This window comes from Kibdelosporangium aridum (assembly GCF_900176515.1).
GTDB classification, from domain to species: Bacteria; Actinomycetota; Actinomycetes; order Mycobacteriales; family Pseudonocardiaceae; genus Kibdelosporangium; species Kibdelosporangium aridum.
Genome location: NZ_FWXV01000001.1, coordinates 1438674 through 1459643, shown reverse-complemented (window position 1 = coordinate 1459643; position 20970 = coordinate 1438674). Strand labels below are relative to the sequence as shown.

Here is a 20970-nt window from a genome sequence, read left to right as displayed (position 1 = left end):
TGTCGTGAAGGGACACCAATGATCCGCCGCCACAGAAGGATCGCCGCGGTAGCGGCACTGGTCACCGCCATGGTGGCCGGCTGTTCGTCCGGGACGAGCACCGACCAGCCCGCCGTCACCGGCAACCAGGACGCTGTCGACGCCGCGCTGCAGGCAGGCGGGACGATCACCTACTGGAGCTGGACCCCGTCGGCCAAGGAACAGGTCGAGGCGTTCCAGAAGGAGTTCCCGAAGGTCAAGGTGAACCTGGTCAACGCGGGCACCGGCAACGACCACTACACCAAGCTGCAGAACGCGATCAAGGCCGGTTCCGGCGCACCGGACGTGGCACAGATCGAGTACCAGGCGCTTCCCCAGTTCGCGCTGACCGACTCGCTGGTCAACCTCGACCAGTACGGCTTCGGCGCGTTCGAGAAGGACTACACCGCGTCGACGTGGGCCAGCGTCAAGGTCGGCAACGGCCTCTACGGCCTGCCGCAGGACTCCGGGCCGATGGCGTTGTTCTACAACAAGGAAGTCTTCGACAAGTACGCCATCGCGGTGCCCAAGACCTGGGACGAGTACATCGCGGCGGCCAAGAAGCTGCACGCGGCCGACCCAGGCAAGTACATCACTTCCGACATCGGCAACGCCGGGTTCACCACCAGCATGATCTGGCAGGCGGGTGGAAAGCCGTTCAGCACCGACGGCCGGAACGTGAAGATCAACCTGGCCGACCCGGCCGCCAAGAAGTGGACGGCCATGTGGGATCAGATGATCCAGGGCAAGCTGCTGTCCACCATCAAGGACTGGTCCGACGACTGGTACCGGGCGATGGGCGACGGCACGATCGCCTCACAGGTGGCGGGGGCGTGGTTCCCGGGCATCCTCAAGGAATCCGTGCCCGGTGGGGCCGGGAAGTGGGCCGTGGCACCGATGCCGACCTATGACGGCAAGCCGGTCACCGCGGAGAACGGCGGCAGTACGCAGTCGGTCCTCAAGCAGAGCACCAACCAGGCGCTGGCCGCGGCTTTCGTGCGTTGGCTCAACAACGGCAACGGGGTCAAGATCTTCCTCGACAGCGACGGCTTCCCGGCCACCAAGGCCGACCTGGCCTCGCCGGCGTTCATCGACGAAGCCGTGCCCTACTTCGGCGGGCAGAAGATCAACCAGGTGCTCACCCAGGCCGCCAACGACGTCGCCAAGGGCTGGAGCTATCTGCCGTACCAGCTGTACGCCAACAGCATCTACAACGACACCGTCGGCAAGTCGTACCTCAACAGCGCCCCGCTGGACACCGGGCTGGCCGACTGGCAGAAAGCCCTGATCGACTACGGCAACCAGCAGGGCTTCACCGTGAGCGCCGGATGACTGTCCACATCGACGCGGACGTGACCGATGTGATCGGTCACGTGCCGCGCCGGTTGTTCGGCTCGTTCGTCGAGCACATGGGACGCGGGGTGTACACCGGGATCTACGAACCTGGGCACCCCGCCGCCGACGAACGCGGGTTCCGCCGTGACGTGCTGGACCTGGTCCGGGAGCTCGGCCCGAGCGTGGTCCGGTATCCCGGCGGGAACTTCGTGTCCGGCTACCGGTGGGAGGACGGGGTCGGCCCGGCGGATCGGCGCCCGGTGCGGCTCGATCCCGCCTGGCACAGCGTGGAGAGCAACCAGTTCGGGCTGCACGAGTTCATGCAGTGGGCCCAAGCTGCGGACGTGGAACCGATGTACGCGCTCAACCTCGGCACGCGCGGCATCCAGGAGGCCATGGACGTCCTCGAATACTGCAACCACCCGGGTGGAACCACGCTGAGCGAACAGCGCCGCGCGAACGGAGCTGACCGTCCTTTCCAGATCCGGCTGTGGTGTCTGGGCAACGAGATGGACGGCCCTTGGCAGATCGGCCACAAGACCGCCGACGAGTACGGCAGGCTCGCCGCGGAGACCGCCCGCGCCATGCGCATGATCGACCCCGGTCTCGAACTCGTCGTCGCCGGCAGCTCCAGCGCACAGATGCCGACGTTCGGATCATGGGAACGCACGGTGCTGCGCCACACCGCCGCGCTGGTGGACCACATCTCGCTGCACGCCTACTACCAGGAGATCGACGGCGACACCGACAGCTACCTCGCCAGCGCGGCCGCACTGGACGGCTACATCCGCGCCACTGCCGGGATCATCGACGAGACGCTGGCGAACCTCAGGCTGGACAAGAAGATCGGGATCAGTGTCGACGAGTGGAACAGCTGGGACCTGCGCCGGTGGAACGACGTCGACTCCGCCCGGCTGGCCGCCGAGGGCTGGCAGCAGCGGCCGAAGATCATCGAGGACACCTACACGGTCACCGATGCCGTCGTCGTCGGTTCGTTGCTGAGCTGCCTGCTGCGCAACGTCGACCGGGTCAGCATGGCCAACCAGGCGCAACTGGTGAACGTCATCGCGCCCATCCGCTCCGAACCTGGCGGCCCGTCCTGGCGTCAGACGATCTTCCACCCGTTCCGGCTCGCCGCCGCCTCCGCTCGCGGGTCGAGCTTGCGGCTGACCGTCAACGGGGCACGGATCCACACCACTCAGCACGGTGAAGTGGACATCGTTGACGCCGCGGCGACCGTGGACTCCGGACACTGCGCGGTTTTCCTCACCAACCGTGCGACGGCGTCGGCCACCGAGGTCCGCTTCTGCGTTCGCGGAGCAGACATGAGCCTTGCGGACGCCTGGACCATCGCCACACCCGACGGGCTCACCCGCCACGCCACCAATACAGCCGAGTCGCAACCTGTCCAGCCCACGAGGCTGGCAGGGGTCACGGCGGCCTCACACCACGGAGGAACCACCATCACCGCGATCCTTCCACCGCTGTCCTGGACCGTACTCCGGCTCGGCGGCCGGGATGCCTGAGTTCAGGGTCGGCGAGACCGACTTCCTGCTGGACGGCCGCCCGTTCCAGATCATTTCCGGCGCGCTGCACTACTTCCGGGTGCATCCGGACCTGTGGGCCGACCGCATCGAGAAGGCCCGTCAGATGGGCCTGAACACCATCGAGACGTACGTCGCCTGGAACGCCCACTCCCCCACGCCCGGCACGTTCGACCTGTCCGGCGGCCTGGACCTTGACCGGTTCCTCCGCATGATCGCCGAAGCCGGGATGTACGCCATCGTCCGGCCTGGCCCGTACATCTGCGCCGAATGGGACAACGGCGGCTTGCCGGCCTGGTTGTTCCGCGACCCGCAGGTCGGCGTACGCCAGTACGAGCCGCGCTATCTCGCCGCTGTCCGTGAGTACCTCAACCAAGTCTTCGATGTCGTCGTGCCGCACCAGATCGACCGCGGCGGCCCGGTCCTGCTGGTTCAGGTCGAGAACGAGTACGGTGCGTTCGGCGACGACAAGCGCTACCTCGCCGAGCTCGCCCGGTACACCCGGGACGCCGGGATCACCGTCCCACTGACCACTGTGGACCAGCCGACTCCGGAGATGCTCGCGGCCGGAAGCCTGGACGGGCTGCACCGCACCGCGTCCTTCGGCTCGCGGAGCACCGAACGCCTCGCCACACTGCGCGCCCACCAGCCCACCGGGCCACTGATGTGCAGCGAGTTCTGGGATGGCTGGTTCGACCACTGGGGCGCACACCACCACACCACGCCGGTCGAGGAGTCAGCGGCCGACCTTGACGCACTGCTCGCCGCGGGCGCGTCGGTCAACCTGTACATGTTCCACGGCGGGACCAATTTCGGCCTCACCAACGGCGCCAACGACAAAGGTGTCTACCAGCCGCTGGTGACCTCGTACGACTACGACGCACCACTGGACGAAGCGGGCAATCCCACGCGTAAATACCACGCCTTCCGGGAGGTGATCGCCCGCTACCACAAGGTGCCCGACAGCGTGCCCCTCCCGCCACAGCCCGCTCCCACACTCACCGTCGAGCTGCGCGACCCCGTACGGCTACTTGACGCACCACAGCGGTGGAAATCGTGGCAGTCATACGACCACCTTCCCACGTTCGACGAGCTGTCACCCATTCCTCGCCTTGCCCTGCTGCGCACGCGAATCGACGGTGATCGGCCAAGTGTGCTGACCTTCGGCGAGATCCGTGACCGCGCAACGGTGTTCGTCGACGGCAACCAGATCGGCACACTGCTCAGGGAACATCACGACCGCGCAATCGCGTTGCCCAGGTCGAACGGGGAACTGCTGGTCCTCGTGGAAGACCTGGGCCGGGTCGACTACGGACCGCGGATCGGTGAGCCGAAGGGCATCATCGGTGGCGCGACCGTTGACGGCATGCCACTGTCTACTTGGGACGTCCTGCCGATTGAACTGACCGCCATACCGGACCTCCGGCCCGACGGCACCCCGGCGACACCGTTCGGCCCGGTAGTGATGCGTGCCGAGTTCGATGTGGACCAGCCAGCCGACCTCTTCCTCGACACCGCCGAGTGGGGCAAGGGAATGGTGTGGCTCAACGGTTTCCTGCTCGGCCGCTACTGGCGTCGAGGTCCACAGCGGACACTGTACGTGCCCGGCCCGCTGGTCCGGGCGCACGGCAACGAGATCGTCGTGCTCGAACTGGACACCATGCTCAGCCCCGAAGTCAGTTTCGTGCCCCATCCCCTGCTCGGCCACACCGAAGCCTGAACGAAAGGGTAGTTCAACGATGAACCTCCGGCGTGTGCTCACTGTTCTCTGCGTCCCTCTGGCGACCGCGGCCGCGGTGCCCGTCGTCGCGACGGCGGCCGATTCGGTCACCGTCCGGCCTGATCCGACCTACCGCCACGAGCCCTTCGAGGGCTGGGGTGCGAGCCTGGCGTGGATGGCCGAGGCCACTGGCGGGTATCCCGACCAGATCCGCACCAAGCTCGCGGACATGGTCTTCGGCCCGGAGGGGCTGAACTTCACCATCGCCCGGTTCAACGTCGGCGGCGGCAACGCCCCGGACGTACCGCCCTATCTGCGTGCTGGCGGCGCGGTGCCGGGTTGGTGGAAAGCGCCCGCTGGAACGACCCGCAACGACAAGGACTGGTGGACGCCGAGCGATCCCGCCGAGTTCAACCCCGCGGCCGACCCGAACCAGCGGTGGTGGGTGGACCGGATCAAGAAACGGGTGACCAAGTGGGAGACGTTCAGCAACTCCCCGCCGTACTTCCACACCGTGTCCGGATACGTCTCCGGCGGTTTCAACGCCACCGACGAGCAGTTGCGCACCGAGAAGATCGGTGACTTCACCGCCTATCTGGCCAAAGTCACGAAGACCCTCGAGCGCGCACACGGGATCACTGTGTCGTCGGTGGATCCGTTCAACGAACCCAACACCAACTACTGGAAGACGACCCTCGGCAGTAACGGAAATCCGACCGGCGGGCGTCAAGAAGGCGCGCACATCGGACCGGCTGTGCAGTCGCAGGTGATCCCTGAGATGCGCAAGGCGTTGACGGCGACGGGATCCCGGGCCGTGGTGTCCACACCGGACGAGACAAACCCGGATCTGTTCGCAGCCGACTGGTACGGCTGGTCACCGGAGTCCCGCGCCCAGGTCGGGCAGCTCAACGTGCACACATACGGCACCGGAAACCGTGCTGTCGCAAGGGACATCGCCAAGGGCGCGGCGAAGCCGCTGTGGATGAGCGAAGTCGGCGGGAGCTGGCTGGACCGCCAGGACTTCACCAGCATGGACCCCGGCCTCGGCCTGGCCAAGCAGATCACCGACGATCTGCGGCTGCTCGAACCGAGGGCGTGGATCAGCTGGCAGCCGATCGAGGACTACAACAACATGAAGCCGGGCGGGGAGACGCCTGCCGGGATGAACTGGGGCGAGATCCAGGTCCCGTTCGACTGCCCGCCCAACGCCACCCTCACGACCTGTCCGATCCGGACGAACACGAAGTACCACACGATGCGCAACTTCACCCACTACATCAAGCCGGGCGACCGGATCATCGGGGTGAACGACACCGCCAGCACTGTCGCGATGCGCGGCGAAAACCTGGCAACTGTCGTGCACGCCAACGCCACCACCGCCGACCGTGATGTGGTGCTCGACTTGTCCGGCTTCGCGAACATCCGCAACGGCGCGACCGTCACGCCGGTCATCACCGACGTCAGCAGGGCACTGCACCGCGGCACGCCGGTACGGGTGGTCAACAAGAAAGCCACCATCCGCGTTCCGGCGAGGTCTGTGACGAGCTTCGTCGTCAACGGTGTCAGTTCCGCCGCTCCAGGCACCGGAATCGGCTCAGGCAAGCCGTTCTCGTTCACCGGAGTCCAAAGTGGCAAGTCACTGAACGCCGAGAACGGCTCAGTCGTCCAGCGCACAACGGACGCATCAGCGCCCACGCAGCGCTGGGTGCTCACCAACCGCACCGGCTGCCACGGCAACCGCGACCAGTACACCATCACCAACGTTGGCACCAAGCAGGTGCTCAGCACAGCTGACGGTGCCGTGACACTGGCCGCGGCAGGCACCGACAACGCCGCCTCGCGCTGGATACTGTCCAGCACAGGCGATGCGACCTGGGCGTTCGTCAACGTGAGCACCGGCCAGTTGCTGGACGTCGTCGGTGAATCTCGTGAGGACGGCGCTCGAATCGGGCTCTACCGACCCACCAACGGCGCCAACCAGAGGTGGACAGCCGTCACACAGTAAGTCAAGGACGCAACAGGAATCCGGGCACCAACGGATCGTCCGGGTCGATCGAGAACACATGCTCTCCCGTGCGGTAGGCCATGCCTGTGATCTGAGGGATGACCGCAGGACGCCCGTCGACGGTCTCCACGACCGTCCCGGTGAATGTGCTGCCAACGATCGAGTCGTGCCGCAGCACAGTGCCGGCGGGCATCCTGCCTTCGGCCGCCAGCACCGCGATCCGGGCACACGTCCCTGAGCCGCACGGGGAACGGTCGACTTGTCCATCAGCGAACACAGCCACGTTGCGCTGATGGACAAGTCCGTCTGCGGCACCGAGGTCGTCAAACCAGATGGTGCCGTAGATGCCGGTCAGTCGCGGGTCGGTCGGGTGCGTGGCATATGCGGTGTCGTTGAGCGCCCACTTGATCTCGCGGCCGACCGCGATGAGCTCGCCGAGGCACTCGGGCCTGACCGAAAGTCCGACCTGGTTTGCTGGCAGCGTCGCGTAGATCGCCCCTCCGTAGGCCACGGTCACGGTTACCCCGCCACGGGAAGTGGTCACCGGTACGTCGGTGGCCACCACCCAGCTGGGCACGTTGACGAAGTCGACGGCCACTATCCGGCTGTGCTCGCGATGCACGCGTGCGGTAACCCGGCCGGACGGCACATCGATCACCACGTCCACACTGCCGGTCGCCGGAGCCGTCACGCGACCGGTCTGCACCGCCCACACGCCCAGTGCGATCGTTCCGTGTCCGCAGGCGGTCGAGAAGCCATCCTTGTGCCAGAACAGCACACCGAGATGAGCACCATCGTCGTCCGACGGCACGATGAACCCGCCGTACATGTCGGCATGTCCACGAGGCTCCGAGCACAGCACCGCCCGCAGCGCCTGGATGTCAGGATCATCGATCGCCCGAGCACGACGCTCGGCCACCGTCATCCCGGGTATCGGCACCGGCGGATCGACCACGATCCGAAACGGCTCCCCGCCCGTGTGGTAGTCCGTGGTCACGATCGTCGGTGGCAGCACTACGGCATCGTCTCACGCCGCCCGTGAAGCAGTGTGAGTACGACGCGGGACGTACTGCGAATGCCGCTCTTGGCGTGACGAGGAGGCCATGCCGCTTCTCGACGATGGTCGCGACCGGACATCAGGGGAGGCGAACCATGGTCGGCAGGCGTTCACGAGCGGCGCAGCGAGGATTCGTAGTCGAGCAGATCCGCAGAGGGCAAGGCCCGATCGAGGCCAGGCACGGCGTCCCAGGGCGGGCGTTGGCTGGACAAGTCCTCAGTTATCGGGGGTATCGGAACGAGCGGGGTGGGTTGGCGCGGCTGCGTTTGGTGCCATCGCTTCGACTGAACCTGGACTTCAGTGTCGGCGTGCGCCCCTGGTTGGCCGACTCGGGAACCGTACCCGCGGGGGCGGTGTACGGCATGCGCTCCGATCCTGCGATGTTGGTGCGTTCCGAGGGTGAAGGCGTGCTCGTGGAGTTGACTCCGCCCGGGGCGTACACGCTGCTTGGCGTACCAATGTGGGAACTGGCCAACTTGGTCGTCGATGTTGCCGACGTGTTGGGGCCCAGGGCAGAACAGCTCGTAGAGAGGCTTGGGGAGACGCCGGGATGGCGGGCGCGCTTGGCGTTGCTCGACAACGCACTCGCCGTCCGGGCTGAGGTCGGACCGCGGCCCGCGCCACAGGTCGTGGGGGCGTGGCACCAGCTGTGCCGATCTGACGGGCACATCCCGATCGCTCAGCTGGCCGACGAGGTCGGCTGGACCCGTCGGCATCTGCTGACCCGGTTCCGCGAGCAGATCGGCTTGACACCCAAGACCGTTGCCCGCGTGATCCGCTTCCAGCGGGCACTGCAACTGCTCCAGCAGCCTGGAATTCGCCCGTCCGTCGGTGGCGTCGCGCAGGTGACCGGATACAGCGACCAGGCCCACCTCACCCGCGAGTTCCGCGCCCTCGCAGGCGTCACACCCGCCCGATTGACCGGTGCCTAGCGCAGTTCCCATTCGTTCAAGACAGGGCGCCGGGCAACCGGATACGAATGCCACTCGGGGTGTGACGGGGAGGGGGAACTGATGAGTCACCGCAAATGGATCGGACTGCTGTGCCTGGCTTTCATGGTGTTCGCCGGTGTGCCTGCGGCATCCGCCGGGAGTTCGGTGCCCGATTGGATCAGGCACAACGCGGCTCCGCTCGATGACACGGCATCCCCTTCGCCGGGCGATCGGCGACGCGCAGATCGTCGGGCTCGGAGAATCAGTGCACGGCGCCGCGGAGGAGCTCATTCTCAAGCACCGCACGATGCGCGTGCTTGTGGAGCAGATGGGGTTCCGTTCCATCGCATGGGAAGACCAGTGGACGACGGGCCTGCAGGTCGACGAATACATCCGGAACGGCACAGGCGATCTGGACACGCTGATGAGCCAGCTGGGCGGGCAGTGGCAGTCGCGTAAGGTCGCCGACGTGTTGCGATGGCTGCGCGACTTCAACGCCGGACGTGCGGACAAGGTGCGGTTCGCCGGAGTCGAGTACTACTTGACGGGACTGGCGGCCTATGACGCCATCGACGCGTACGTCGCCAGTACTGCTCCGGAGCGGCTGGCTGAACTCCGGCGTCACCTGAAGCCGATTCGGCCCGCGACGCCGGACATCTTCGACCACATCGCGAAGTACCAGAAGGTGCCGGACAAGCAGCCGTTCATCGACAACGCGCGCAAGGTGCGTGACCTGGTCGCCGACTTGCCCGAAAACCCGGCCCAGGCGATCACGCTCAACCACGCCCGTCAGATCGTGTCGTTCTACGAGCACTACAGTCTGTCCTTTGCGGACAGTCTGGTCCACCGGGACGCTCGTGCTGCCGAGAATGTGAAGTGGTGGCGGGACTTCAGCGGTGACAAGATCGCGTACTGGGCCGCGAGCCCGCACACCGCGAACGCTCCCCGGCTGCGCATCGCCGTCCCGCCGGACCCGGACTGGATCTTCCCCAGCGCTGGTTCGTATCTGCGCCAGTGGTACGGCCATCGGTATCTGACAATCGGCTTCACCTTCGACCACGGCACCGTGCGCGTCGGCCCCAGTCAGACCGCTGTCATGCCACCACCAGCTCCCGACTGGTTCGAACAACCGTTGGGCAAGACCGGTATCGACGAGTTCGTGCTGGATCTGCGCACGCCCGCGCCATCCCCGGTACGCGATTGGCTGCAGGCCCCGATCAAGACCCGCGGCCTGCCAGACCGCGGTCCCGGCTCGTACATGGCAGGCGGCGCCTTGGCGCAATGGTTCGACCTACTCGTCCACCGCCAGGAAGTGACGCCCACGCTCAGCATTCAGCCGGACAACCGGGACCAAGCCGTCGTCGAGTGGATCAACCGGAACGCAGCCCCGCTGACATCCAACGATCCCAGCGACCCGCTCGACGACCTGCGCCCGCTCCGGCGGATAGCCGCCTCGGCGGCCGTGGTGGGGCTCGGCGAGTCGACCCATGGCTCGCGGGAGCAGTTCCGGCAGAAGCACCGGATGGTGCGATTCCTGGTCGAGCACATGGGCTTCCGGACTTTCGGGCTGGAGCATGACTTCGCGCACGGCGTAGTGCTCGACCGTTATCTGATGACCGGCGAAGGAGATCCACGGCAGGTGGTCACCGGTATGGGGTTCCCGTTCTGGATATCCGAGGAAATGCTCGACCTGGTGCGGTGGCTGCGCTCGTACAACGAAACCCATCACGACAAGGTGCGATTCCTCGGCACCGACGTCATCGCGTTGCGCGAGATGAGTTTCAGTGAAATCACCGCGTACGTGCGGCGGATCGCCCCGGACCGGCTCGCCGAGGTGGAGCGTGAACTGGCACCGGTACGCCCGACCCCTGGCAACCATGTGCAGTGGTACCAGGGCCTTTCACCCGAGGAGCAACGAAAGCTGATCCAGCACGCACGCCGGGCGAGTGACCTGGTGCAGGGCTTGCCGGAGACCGGTTCGCGGCTGGAACGCGAATACGCGGAGCAGCACGCCCGCACGATCGTCGGCTGGTACGAGAGCTTCGCCCATTTCGCCCGGTCCGAACGCGAGCTGTTCATCGCCGACACGATCAAGTGGTGGCAGCGCACCATCGGCGGCACGATCGTCTATTCGGCGGCGAACATCCACTCCACGGCGGCGCCGCGAGTGACCTTCCGTTCGCCGGGGGCAATCAGGACCGCGAACCACGCGGGCGGCTTCCTGCGTGAACGCCTTGGCGGACGGTACGTCTCGATCGGTATGCTGTTCGGCCACGGTGCGATCAGCTCCGACTTCATGCGGCCAGGGCCCCACCCGATCTTGTCGCCGCCACCTGGCATCCTCGACACGACGCTCGGCAAGGCACGTGACCCCGCCTACATGATCGACTTGCACAGCCGCGCGCCGGGCCCGGTCCGCGCATGGCGCGACGGACCGTCGACTATGCGCATGATTCATCCATCCTATGTGGATGATGACGACGGCTCCGGTTACACGATGTCGGTCGATTCGTTGACCGATGCCTTTGACGCGCTCGTGTACCTGCGTACGACGACCCCAACCCGGCTTTTCTGATCCCCTGCCGCTGCGAGAGCATCAGCGGGTGGCGGACAAACAGTGGAAGCACGTGATCATCGTCCTGACGACGCTCGCCCTGCTGGTCGCACCATCGGCGGCGGCGACGAGCACCGGGACGACGATCACTGTCCTCCAGCTGAACATCTGCCACGGCGGTATGGCTGTCGGCTGCTATCGCGGCGATGCGGTGATGGTCAAGGCCGCCGAAGTGGTCAGGGTGAGCAAGCCGCAGGTGCTGTCGGTGAACGAGGCGTGCTCCGGTGACGTCGACCGGCTGCGGCCAGCCATGGGGCCTGCGCGGGCGCTGTTCGTGGCGGCACGCAACCTCGACGGCACACCGGTGCTGTGCCGCGACAGCGACCAGGAATACGGCAACATCATCATGGTCGCGGCCGACCTCGCCGGGACCACAGAGGAAACCGGTATCTACGCGGCCCAGTACACGGCGGCGGACGGCTACCGCGAGCTGAGGTCCTGGGCGTGCCTTCCCGCAGCCCGGCTCACCGCATGCACCACACACCTGTCCGCCGACCACGCACCGACCGCACTCGCGCAATGCCAGGACCTGTTGAGCCGAGCCGTCCGCTTTCCACGGCCCACCTTCGTCGCCGGCGACTTCAACCTGCCCGAACAGGGTTCCCCGAGCATGCGGGACTGCGATCCTGGCGGGTTCTCCCGCCGGGGTGACGGCAACGTCCAGTACGTGTACGTCAGCAACGACCTGTCGTTCGTCGAGACCACCGAGATCGACATGATGGGCACCACTGATCACCCAGGCTGGTTGGTCACCGTGACAAGCCCCTAGCGCACCACGACGAAGAACTTGTCGCCGTCAAGCATGTGCTCGCGGCCGTACCAGTCAGCGATAAGCCCGCTGCCCGCAAGGTTGTGCGTCGCAGTGATCGGCCGGACAGCGAAGCTGTACTGCGTTTTTCCGTCGACATATGCCGCGTTCTGGTAGGTGCTGGCGAACGGGTACTCGTCGCACTCCGTCGAACTTGTTCGTGTGAGCGCAGCCGTACATCTCACCGGTCGCCTCGGAAGCCGAGACCATGTCGGGGTTCTCCCGGGTCCACGTCGGCATGAGGTTCCACAACGGACGGCCTTTGCGGACTTGAGTGCGCGCCTTGAACGTGTTGAGGCCGTCGAACGTGCCGCTGTGCGGGTAACCCCACCAGTTGTCCTGCGCACGGACGAGTGTCTTGGCCGTGAACGTGGACGTTCCCTGCAGCTTGCCGGAGTTGGTGTACACCCAGAGCGAGCCATTGCTGAGATCTGGTTGTCTGGCAAGGAGATCTGGTATCCCATCGCCGGTCAGGTCGTGCGATCTGGTTGACGCGCGCTGCACCATTTCACCCGCGACCGCTGTGCTCGCGTCAGCCGCACGCGGCTCGACGGCGGACGCTTGAACCGGTGTGAGAAGAGCGCAAGCAGTCGCGGCCAGCAGGGCGATGTTCCCGGCGGTTCGCCGACGTGTGGATACGGCCATGAGGTCACCTTTCTTGGCACGGCTGCACTGAGTCGCACCACAAGCCCCGCTGATGGCTTTCACCTGGTGAAGGCATCATCCGAAGGCGCACTCGCGTTTTCTTCTCATGTTCTGGCGGTGGTGTGGGAGCGCTCGCGTGGCGCCGTGTTCCCGAGCCACCTCTTGACGCCAGGCAGTTCTCGTTGTCTCATAGGTAACACGGTCTTAATTTATGTACTAAATTTATGGCCAAAACAAAGTGCTCCCACCCTGCAAGGAGCGTCATGTTTCGAACAACTGGACGCCGGCTGACCGCGCTCGCCTCGGCAGCGCTCAGCATCGGTGCCTTCCTGTCCATCCCTGCCCCTGTCGCGCTTGCCGCGACCACTGCCAGCGTGTGGCTGACCACCGCCGACCGAGCCAACCTCCTGCGTCAGCAGGCGAACGCGAACTTCGGGACGCCCGGCAGCGGGCCCGTGATCACCGTGAACCCGAACACCACGTATCAGTCCATGGTCGGTTTCGGTGCGTCGTTCACCGATTCAGCCGCATGGAACGTCTTCAACTCGCCCCGGCGTGACGAGATCATGAACGCCCTGTTCAACCCGAGCAGCGGCATCGGGATGAACTGGCTGCGGCAACCGATCGGCGCGACTGACTTCTCGCGCAGCTTCTACACCTACAACGACGGCCCGGCCGATCCGAGCCTGTCGCGGTTCTCCATCGCGCACGACGACACCTACATCCTGCCGCTGGTAAGGCAAGCAAGGGCATTGAACCCGCAACTGTCCATCATGGCCAGCCCGTGGAGCGCTCCGGCGTGGATGAAGACGAACAACAACCTCATCGGCGGCTCCCTCAACGACAGCCAAATCGGAGTGTACGCGGACTATCTGGTGAGGTTCGCTCAGGCGTACGGGGCCGCGGGTGCGCCGATCGCGTACATGAGCGTGCAGAACGAACCGAACTTCTCCCCACCCGGTTACCCGGGAATGCTGATGTCCGCGACCCAGCAAGCCAACATCATCAACAACCTCGTGCCGAAGCTGCGTGCCGTCGGGCTGAACACGAGGCTGCTCGGCTACGACCACAACTGGGACAACACCACCTATCCGCAGCAAGTGAACAACGCCGCAGGCAACAACGTGGTCGGCTCGGCGTGGCACTGCTACGGCGGCAACCCAAGTGGACAGTCCACAGTGCACAACGCGCAGCCGGACAAGGAGATCTTCTTCACCGAGTGCTCAGGCACGTCGTCGGGCAGCGACGAGGCCACGTTCCGCGACACGCTGCGCTGGCAGGGGATCAACCTCGCGATCGGTACCACCCGCAACTGGGCCCGGACTGTGACCACATGGAACATGGCCCTCGACAACAACCACGGCCCGGTGATCGGCAGCTGCACCAACTGCATGGGCGTGGTCACCACCAACGGCAGCAGCGTCACGTACAACGCCGAGTACTACGTGCTCGGTCACCTGAGCAAGTTCGTGCGGCCCGGGGCGGTCCGCATCGACTCGACCGGGTACGGCGAAGGCGGCATTCAGAACGTGGCCTTCCGCAACCCGGACGGCACGATCGTGCTCGTCGCGCTCAACAGCGGCGGAACGCAGAACTTCCAGGTCTCCTACGGTGGCCAGTCGTTCGGCTATCAGCTGCCGGGCGGCTCGATGGCGACCTTCACCTGGGCAGGCGACGGCACTCCCCCGCCAACCGGCCGGACCGGACCGATCACCGGCCTTGGCGGCAAATGCCTGGACGTCACCGGCGGCTCGACCGTCAACGGCAACCAGCCACAGATGTGGACGTGCACGGGCGGACCGAACCAGCAGTGGACCGTGTCAACCGACGGCACGATCCGGGCACTCGGCAAGTGCCTTGACGTGACGAACGGAGGCACTGCCGACGGCACCGCGGTCCAGCTATGGGACTGCTTCGGCGCCGGCAATCAGCAGTGGACCTACTCGGCAGGCCAACTGATCAACACCAACAGCGGCAAGTGCCTCGACGTACGAGATCAGAGCACAGCGGACGGTGCGAGGCTGCAGATCTGGACCTGCACCGGCGGGACCAACCAGCGCTGGACGGTGCCGGCTTGATCAGCCGGGCGACACGAACCGTCGCGGCCGCGATGACGGTGCTGGCCGTCGGCGGTCTGAGCGTCGCCAACGCCGCACCTCCCAACGGACCGTGTCCCGAAGGACCCTTCGGTAATCCGCTGCCGTCCCCGAACCTGACCGCCACCAAGATCAAGGACGGGTTCAACTTCCTGGAAGGTCCCACGTGGGACGCGGCGACGCAGACCCTGCTGCTGACGAACATGTACGACGGCAGCGGCCCGCAGAACGTCCAGCCGTCGGACATCCTCCGGTACACGCCGTCCACCGGTGCCTTCACCACGTTCATCAAGAACGCGGGCAGCAACGGGCTGGCGATCAGCCGCGACGGCACTGCCCTCTTCGCGGCGACCCACGACCAGCGCAGCCTGTCCTCGTACAACCTCGCGACCAGCCAGCGCACGACAGTCGCCGCGAACCACCAGGGGCGCCTGTTCAACTCACCCAACGACGTCACGGTGGCCGCGAACGGAACTGTCTACTTCACCGACCCCAATTTCCAGCGCGCGAACCGGCCGGATGAGATGTCCGGCAAGACCGGCGTCTTCCGCGTCACCAACGGTGTCGTCACCCTGATCGACGACACGATCCGCCAGCCGAACGGCGTCCAGTTGTCCCCGGACGGCAAGACCCTGTACGTCGGCGGAAACGCCAGCGGCAAGATCTACAAGTACCCGGTCAACGCCGACGGCAGCACTGGACCGCGAACTGATTTCGCGGCACTCGGCGGGACCGACGGCGGCACGGTCGACTGCGCCGGGAACGTCTACCAAGTCACCTACGGCGACGGCAAGGTCAACGTGTTCTCCCCGGCGGGACAGCGCCTCGGCACGATCTCGGCCGGGCGTAACGCGACCAACGTCGCCTTCGGTGGCCCCGACCGGACCACCCTCTACATCACGTCGGGAACGCCGTCCACGGGCGGCAACACCGGGAACTTCGGGCTGTACAGCATTGGCCTGAACGTCCCGGGCTGGCCGTACTGACCTGTTCTGGCAGGCGCCGACGGGAGCGCCCTCTTGCTCCCGCGGCCCCTGCCACCCCCCAGCTGTTCCCCCCTCAAAGCAGGCCCCTTCATCCGGGGTGCCCCTGACGTGAAAGGGTGCACCACCGGGCAGGGACATCTCTTGAATCACCATTGAATCCGCAGGTGAGGGGGTCAGCAGTGGAGTTTCGGCTGCTCGGTGGCGTCGAGGTCACCGCATCGGGCGAGCCGGTCGACGTCGGCCACGCGCGGCAGCGGTGTGTGCTGGCGGTACTGCTGATCGAGGCGAACAACCCCGTGCCGACCGACGTGTTGCTCGACCGGGTGTGGGACGAAGGGCTGCCGCACTCCGCGCGCGGGACCTTGCAGAGCTACCTGACCCGGCTGCGGCGGGCACTGAGCACGAACGCGGAAATCGTGCGGCGGTCAGGCGGCTACGCCCTCGTCGTCGACGAGCAGGCGATCGACATGCACCGGTTTCGGGCACTGCTCGCTCAGGCACGGGCGGCCGGGGATGACGAGACGGCGCTCGACCTCTTCGACCAGGCACTGGAGCTGTGGCGCGGCGAGCCGTTCGCAGGGCTGGACACGCCATGGATCAATTCCGTTCGCGAGTCGTACGAGCACGAGCGACGCACCGCCGAACTCGACCGCACCGACGTCCTGCTACGAACGGGCCGCCATTCCGAGCTCGTCGCGCCGCTGCTCAGCGAAGCGCGCAAGCAGCCGTTGGACGAGCGGCTCGCCGGGCAGGTGATGCTCGCGCTGTTCCAGAGTGGACGGCAGGCGGACGCGCTGAACCATTTCCGGCAGACCCGGCAGCACCTGGCCGATGAACTCGGCACCGATCCCGGTCCCGCGCTGCAGGCGCTGCACCAGCGGATTCTCACCGGAGACCCGACGCTCGTGCCGAGCCAACCACCCGCACCGGACCGGACGGCACGCGAGCTCGCCGACATGGTGCACAGGCAGTGGACCAAGGAAGCAGGGTCGTTGCGGCGGCCGAACCCGCTCAGCGTCCGGTGGTCGATCACGGGCAGGCCGGTCGCGGCCAATCAGCCGGTGTCGTCGGCGCGCGGAGACCTCGCCCGGCTGGTGCGGACTTTCCAGGAGGCGCCGTCCCGGCAAATGGTGGTGCTCGGCGAGCCAGGCGCGGGCAAGACGGTACTGGCGTTGCTGCTCACCCTTGCCTTGCTGGAAAGGGCCCGGCCGAGCGATCCGGTGCCGGTGCTGCTGACCGCGTCGAGCTGGGACCCGCGGACCGAGCACGTGCATTCGTGGCTGGCCAGGCGGCTGGCCGAGGAATACCCGGCGCTCGGCGGCGAAGGCGGCCGTCTGGTGTCGGAAGGCCGGATCACACTGATCCTCGACGGTCTCGACGAGATGCCCGAAGCCCTGCACGCCGCGGCGATCGAGGCACTCGACCACATCACCGGCGAGCTGGTGCTGACGTGCCGGACCACCGAATACGAAGCGGCGGTCGCCAGCGGCGGCGTCCTGCTGACCAAGGCGACGGTCGTGGAGATTGAGCCGGTGCAGCTCGCCGACGCGACCGCGTTCCTGCTCAGTGCCGGACCTCCGGCGAGGAAACGCTGGCAGCCCGTGCTGGACCGGCTTCAGCGGGAGCCCGGCCTGCCCCTGGCCCAGGCGATGGCCAGTCCGCTGATGGTCACGCTGGCGAGGACGGTCTACACCGCGACCACAACCGATCCGGCGGAACTGCTGGACGAGACGAAATTCCCGACCAGCGAGGCGATCGAAGGCCACCTCCTCGAGGCGTTCATCCCGACCGCGTACACATCGCAACCCGCGCCGCCGGACGCCGCCACTGTCCTGCGCCAATACCCAGCTGACCAAGCGCACAACTGGCTGCGGTTCCTGGCCCGTCAGCTCGACCGGTCCGGCACCCACGACATCGCCTGGTGGGACCTTCTGCACGCGGTCTCGCGTCCAGCCAGGGTGCTGCTGGTCGGACTCGCGTCCGCCGTGGTGTTCGGACTTGCCGGGGGCATCGCGGGCGGTCTGGGATCGAACCGGCCGGAATGGCCGCTCTACGCCGGGTCGTACGCGATCGCCTTCGGGCTGGCAGGAGGGCTCGTTTTCTGGGCCGCACCGCGCGCCCGGCCAGTGCGTGTCGAGCTGCGCTTCGGTGGATCATGGCCGCGGTTTCTCGCCAGATTCGCCGCAGGCGCGGTGATCGGCGTGGCGCTGGGCCTCGGCATGGGTCTGCCCAAGCCGATCGTGGCCGGCGTCGGCATCGCCGTGGGCCTCGCGGTCGGTATCCGGGTATGGCTCGGCACCCCGGCAGACGTGGACGAGGTGTCCAGCCCCAGAGTCGTCCTGCGGCAGGACCGCATCGCCGCGCTCGTTCTGGGACTCACGTTCGCGCTCGCGTTGACCTTCCCCGGTGGTGTGGCCGTCGGCGTGCCCACGCTGGAAACCGCGGGTCACACCGTCGGCACCATCGACATCGTGATCAGCGCGCTTGGCGGCGCGCTCGCGGGCGCGGCCATCGGTGCCGTCTGGTTCGGCTGGATCGGTGTGCTGGCCTACGGTTTGGCGAGCGGTGTCGCGGGCGGGCTGATCTTCGGCCCGGTTTACCCGAACGTCTCCGGCGTGGGCGTCGGCATCGCTTTCGGGACGGTTTTCGGGCTCTCCGTCGCGTGTCTGAGCGTGTTGTCCCGGGCATGGGGCACGTTCGTGATCAGCCGGATGTGGCTGGCACTGCGCGGACATCTGCCCTGGCAGCTCATCCGCTTCCTGGAGGACGCGCATCAACGCGGTGTGCTGCGCCAGAACGGTGGCGTGTACCAGTTCCGGCACGCGCGGCTGCGTGACCACCTGGCCCGCGGCCAGTCAGGATCTAGTTGACTGCGCCAGGTCATGGTGAATGATTCACCCCAGTCACTCCATTCGTCTGGGAGGCGTCATGAGGAAACGCGGATGGGGTCTTACGACCGCCACCGTGCTGCTCCTGTCCACCGTCACCTTCAGCTTTCCCATAACCGCCAACGCGGAGTTACCCGCCGCGGCCGATGAGCTCTCGCTCGTCCGAGTGCAACTGCCGACCGAAGCCATGTTCGACGAACTCCTCGCGAGTGGCGCGGACATCGCGGCCAGACCCCGGATGGACGACGGGCGCCTGCTCGTCGACCTGGTTCTCACCGGCAGCCAGCTTGACGCGCTGACCGCGCGCGGCGCGAAGACCGTGCAGGTGATCCAACGCGCGGGCGACGCACAGGCGCGTTTCGCCGAGTCACAGCGCTCCGGCCAGCGCGCGACCGCCGCGGACACGCTGCATTTCCTGTCCGCCAACTGGTGGAGCTCCGAAGGCCGTACTTTCTTGCAGACGCTGGTGGCGACCACCGCGATCGCCGATCCGGACGTCGAGATCACCGTCACCTGGACCGCCGCGAACGGCGCCACGGGCTCGTTCCCGTTGCAGCGCTTCGTGGACGCGGGCGAGTACCAGTACCACGTCGCTGATCCGCAGGTCCTGCCGGCGCAGCCGACGAAGGTCACGGCGTCGTCCAGCTTGGGCGGGGTGAGCCGTGTCGTGACACCGACCGCGTGGCCGGGCGCCACTCCACCGCCGCTGCCGGTCGGATACCAGAAGGACTTCATCGACGCCTACATGACGCCGACCGACATCAAGGCCAGGATCGCGCGCTTGGGACGGCAGTATCCGAACCTGGTGGAGGTGGTGGACCTGCCGCACAAGACGCAGGGCTACCGTCGCACCGCGACCGCCTACCTCGGTGACCCGGCGAACGCCGCGGTTGTCGTGGAATCCAAGCAGTTCGGCGACCAGGGCCCGAACGGCTGGCAAGTCAAGACGGTCAATCCCGGCAAGCCGAACCAGCCGGCTCAGGCCACCTGGCGCGACCGTGTCCTGACCGTCTCGCTCGCGACCGACAACACCGGCGCGGTGATCAGTACGACCGACCAGATCGCGGCGCTGATCTCGGCGCGTTTCCCGCAGCGTTTCTCCGCGTTCGTCGAAGACGGCTCCGCGGGCAAGGCAATGCCGGTCGCCGGACCGACCACAATGGACGATGGGCTGGACGGTTCGGTGTCGCGCAAGCCATGGACTGTGCAGGCCCTGCGGATCGGCGCGCACCGCGACGGTTCGCGTATCGGTGTGCTCGCCTACTCACAGGAGCATGCGCGGGAGTGGGGAACGCCGCTGGTCACGCTCGAGTTCGCCGAGCGGCTGCTCGCCAACTACGCGACCGACGCCGCCACAAGGCAGCTGCTGGAGAGCGTCGAGGTCTTCGTGATCCCGACGGTCAACCCGGACGGTGCGAACTACTCGTTCAACGACGCCAGCTTCCAGCGCAAGAACCTGGTGAACCACTGCACCGGCGCGCAGCGCGACCCACGCAACGCCGACTCGTGGGGCGTGGACGTCAACCGCAACTACACCGTCGGCTCGGTGTTCGACGGCTACGTCGGCGCGTCGATCACGAACTGCCTGTCCGGAACATACGCAGGCACGGCGGAGCTGTCGGAGGCGGAGTCCAACAACGTCATCGCCCTCGCCAAAGCACATGACAACATCAAGTTCGCGATGAACGTGCACAGCTACGGCGGGTACTTCATGTGGCCGCCGGGTGCGTACGCCATGCCGGGCCGTGTCACGTTGCCACGGCCGTCGGCCGAGGAGGCTGCGATGTTCCAGGCGTCGGCGAAGCGGATCGTCGGTGCTATCTCGGCATCGCGGGGCACGGTGACGTGGCCGTCGCGCACCGGCCCGGTCGCGGACGTGCTGTACTCGGCGGCTGGCAACTCGGCCGACCAGCTGTACTACGAGCTCGGCATCTTCGCGTGGGACTTCGAGATCGGCAACGACCGCTGGAACCCGCAGACCAGCCAATGGGAGGGCGTCGGCTTCCAGCCGCCGTTCGCCGAGGCGCACGCCGAGTCCCAGGAGTACGCCGAAGGCCTGGTGGAGCTGCTGAGGGTGGCCCGGGACTACGACCGACAAGGCCGCTGACCGAAAGACACACGGGCCCGGGAAGCGTCGCGCTTCCCGGGCCCGCGGCAATTCGGGCGCCGAAAGTTTCGATTCCGCCGGGTCGATCAATGCTGGCAACGGAGATCAAATCCAGATTCCACGCGGGCCACCGGCGAGCTTTCCAGGAATTACGTGCGGAGCGCAGGTCATCGACCGCCCCGCGACTATCGAAACTTTTCCGAAAGTTATTGACT

The 20970-nt window shown here is 66.5% G+C and carries 13 protein-coding genes; 11 read left to right on the top strand and 2 right to left on the bottom strand.

Annotated elements, in window-relative coordinates; translation table 11 throughout:
- Nucleotides 1-18 precede the first annotated feature (18 nt).
- The 4 genes from B9C43_RS06125 to B9C43_RS06110 are packed head-to-tail and all read left to right on the top strand — an operon-like array spanning nt 19 to nt 6622.
- A complete protein-coding gene (locus tag B9C43_RS06125) occupies nt 19-1350 on the top strand; it encodes an ABC transporter substrate-binding protein (RefSeq protein ID WP_084425019.1) in 1332 nt (443 codons plus the stop codon).
- Complete coding sequence (gene arfA, locus B9C43_RS06120) at nt 1347-2879, top strand: arabinosylfuranosidase ArfA (protein ID WP_084425018.1); 1533 nt, start codon at nt 1347-1349, stop codon at nt 2877-2879. Before B9C43_RS06125 ends, arfA begins: the two co-directional genes overlap by 4 nt.
- Nucleotides 2872-4617: a glycoside hydrolase family 35 protein gene (locus B9C43_RS06115; protein WP_084425017.1), complete on the top strand. Its 1746-nt coding sequence runs from the start codon at nt 2872-2874 to the stop codon at nt 4615-4617. Before arfA ends, B9C43_RS06115 begins: the two co-directional genes overlap by 8 nt.
- 19 nt (nt 4618-4636) lie before the next feature.
- Complete coding sequence (locus B9C43_RS06110) at nt 4637-6622, top strand: RICIN domain-containing protein (RefSeq protein ID WP_084425016.1); 1986 nt, start codon at nt 4637-4639, stop codon at nt 6620-6622.
- Between the two features lies 1 nt (nt 6623).
- On the opposite strand, the gene B9C43_RS06105 is transcribed toward B9C43_RS06110, so the two are convergent.
- Complete coding sequence (locus B9C43_RS06105; protein WP_084425015.1) at nt 6624-7637, bottom strand: proline racemase family protein; 1014 nt, start codon at nt 7635-7637, stop codon at nt 6624-6626.
- A gap of 137 nt (nt 7638-7774) precedes the next feature.
- Between B9C43_RS06105 and B9C43_RS06100 the strand changes: the two genes are divergently transcribed.
- From B9C43_RS06100 to B9C43_RS06090, 3 genes are all read left to right on the top strand, one after another.
- Nucleotides 7775-8611, top strand: coding sequence for a helix-turn-helix transcriptional regulator (locus B9C43_RS06100; RefSeq protein ID WP_160096371.1), 837 nt, complete (start codon nt 7775-7777; stop codon nt 8609-8611).
- Nucleotides 8612-8813: 202 nt separating this feature from the next.
- Nucleotides 8814-11186: an erythromycin esterase family protein gene (locus tag B9C43_RS06095; protein ID WP_084425013.1), complete on the top strand. Its 2373-nt coding sequence runs from the start codon at nt 8814-8816 to the stop codon at nt 11184-11186.
- 28 nt (nt 11187-11214) lie between these two features.
- Entirely contained in the window at nt 11215-11994 is a 780-nt protein-coding gene (locus tag B9C43_RS06090; RefSeq protein ID WP_084425012.1) for an endonuclease/exonuclease/phosphatase family protein, read from the top strand.
- Here B9C43_RS06090 and B9C43_RS60440 read toward each other — a convergent pair.
- The gene (locus B9C43_RS60440) at nt 11991-12455 is read right to left on the bottom strand and encodes a NucA/NucB deoxyribonuclease domain-containing protein (protein WP_456077593.1); all 465 of its coding nucleotides are present in this window, start codon (nt 12453-12455) and stop codon (nt 11991-11993) included. The genes B9C43_RS06090 and B9C43_RS60440 overlap by 4 nt on opposite strands.
- 486 nt (nt 12456-12941) lie before the next feature.
- Here B9C43_RS60440 and B9C43_RS06080 point away from each other — a divergent pair, with 486 nt between their 5' ends.
- The 4 genes from B9C43_RS06080 (at nt 12942) to B9C43_RS06065 (ending at nt 20755) form a co-directional block, all read left to right on the top strand.
- Entirely contained in the window at nt 12942-14756 is a 1815-nt protein-coding gene (locus tag B9C43_RS06080) for a lectin (RefSeq protein WP_084425010.1), read from the top strand.
- Nucleotides 14753-15760, top strand: a complete 1008-nt coding sequence (locus B9C43_RS06075; RefSeq protein WP_235038450.1) for an SMP-30/gluconolactonase/LRE family protein — start codon at nt 14753-14755, stop codon at nt 15758-15760. The genes B9C43_RS06080 and B9C43_RS06075 overlap by 4 nt, the downstream gene beginning before the upstream one ends.
- 179 nt (nt 15761-15939) lie before the next feature.
- On the top strand, nt 15940-18630 hold the full coding sequence (locus tag B9C43_RS06070; protein ID WP_160096367.1) for an AfsR/SARP family transcriptional regulator: 2691 nt from the start codon (nt 15940-15942) through the stop codon (nt 18628-18630).
- Nucleotides 18631-18688: 58 nt separating this feature from the next.
- Nucleotides 18689-20755, top strand: coding sequence for a M14 family zinc carboxypeptidase (locus B9C43_RS06065; protein ID WP_084425008.1), 2067 nt, complete (start codon nt 18689-18691; stop codon nt 20753-20755).
- Nucleotides 20756-20970 lie beyond the last annotated feature (215 nt).

Excerpts from the sequence above, each read along its gene's own strand:
- B9C43_RS06125 (WP_084425019.1), top strand. The coding sequence starts at position 19 with ATGATCCGCCGCCACAGAAGGATCGCCGCGGTAGCGGCACTGGTCACC.
- arfA (WP_084425018.1), top strand. The coding sequence starts at position 1,347 with ATGACTGTCCACATCGACGCGGACGTGACCGATGTGATCGGTCACGTG.
- B9C43_RS06115 (WP_084425017.1), top strand. The coding sequence starts at position 2,872 with ATGCCTGAGTTCAGGGTCGGCGAGACCGACTTCCTGCTGGACGGCCGC.
- B9C43_RS06110 (WP_084425016.1), top strand. The coding sequence starts at position 4,637 with ATGAACCTCCGGCGTGTGCTCACTGTTCTCTGCGTCCCTCTGGCGACC.
- B9C43_RS06100 (WP_160096371.1), top strand. The coding sequence starts at position 7,775 with ATGGTCGGCAGGCGTTCACGAGCGGCGCAGCGAGGATTCGTAGTCGAG.
- B9C43_RS06095 (WP_084425013.1), top strand. The coding sequence starts at position 8,814 with ATGACACGGCATCCCCTTCGCCGGGCGATCGGCGACGCGCAGATCGTC.
- B9C43_RS60440 (WP_456077593.1), bottom strand. The coding sequence starts at position 12,455 with ATGGCTCGCTCTGGGTGTACACCAACTCCGGCAAGCTGCAGGGAACGT.
- B9C43_RS06080 (WP_084425010.1), top strand. The coding sequence starts at position 12,942 with ATGTTTCGAACAACTGGACGCCGGCTGACCGCGCTCGCCTCGGCAGCG.
- B9C43_RS06065 (WP_084425008.1), top strand. The coding sequence starts at position 18,689 with ATGAGGAAACGCGGATGGGGTCTTACGACCGCCACCGTGCTGCTCCTG.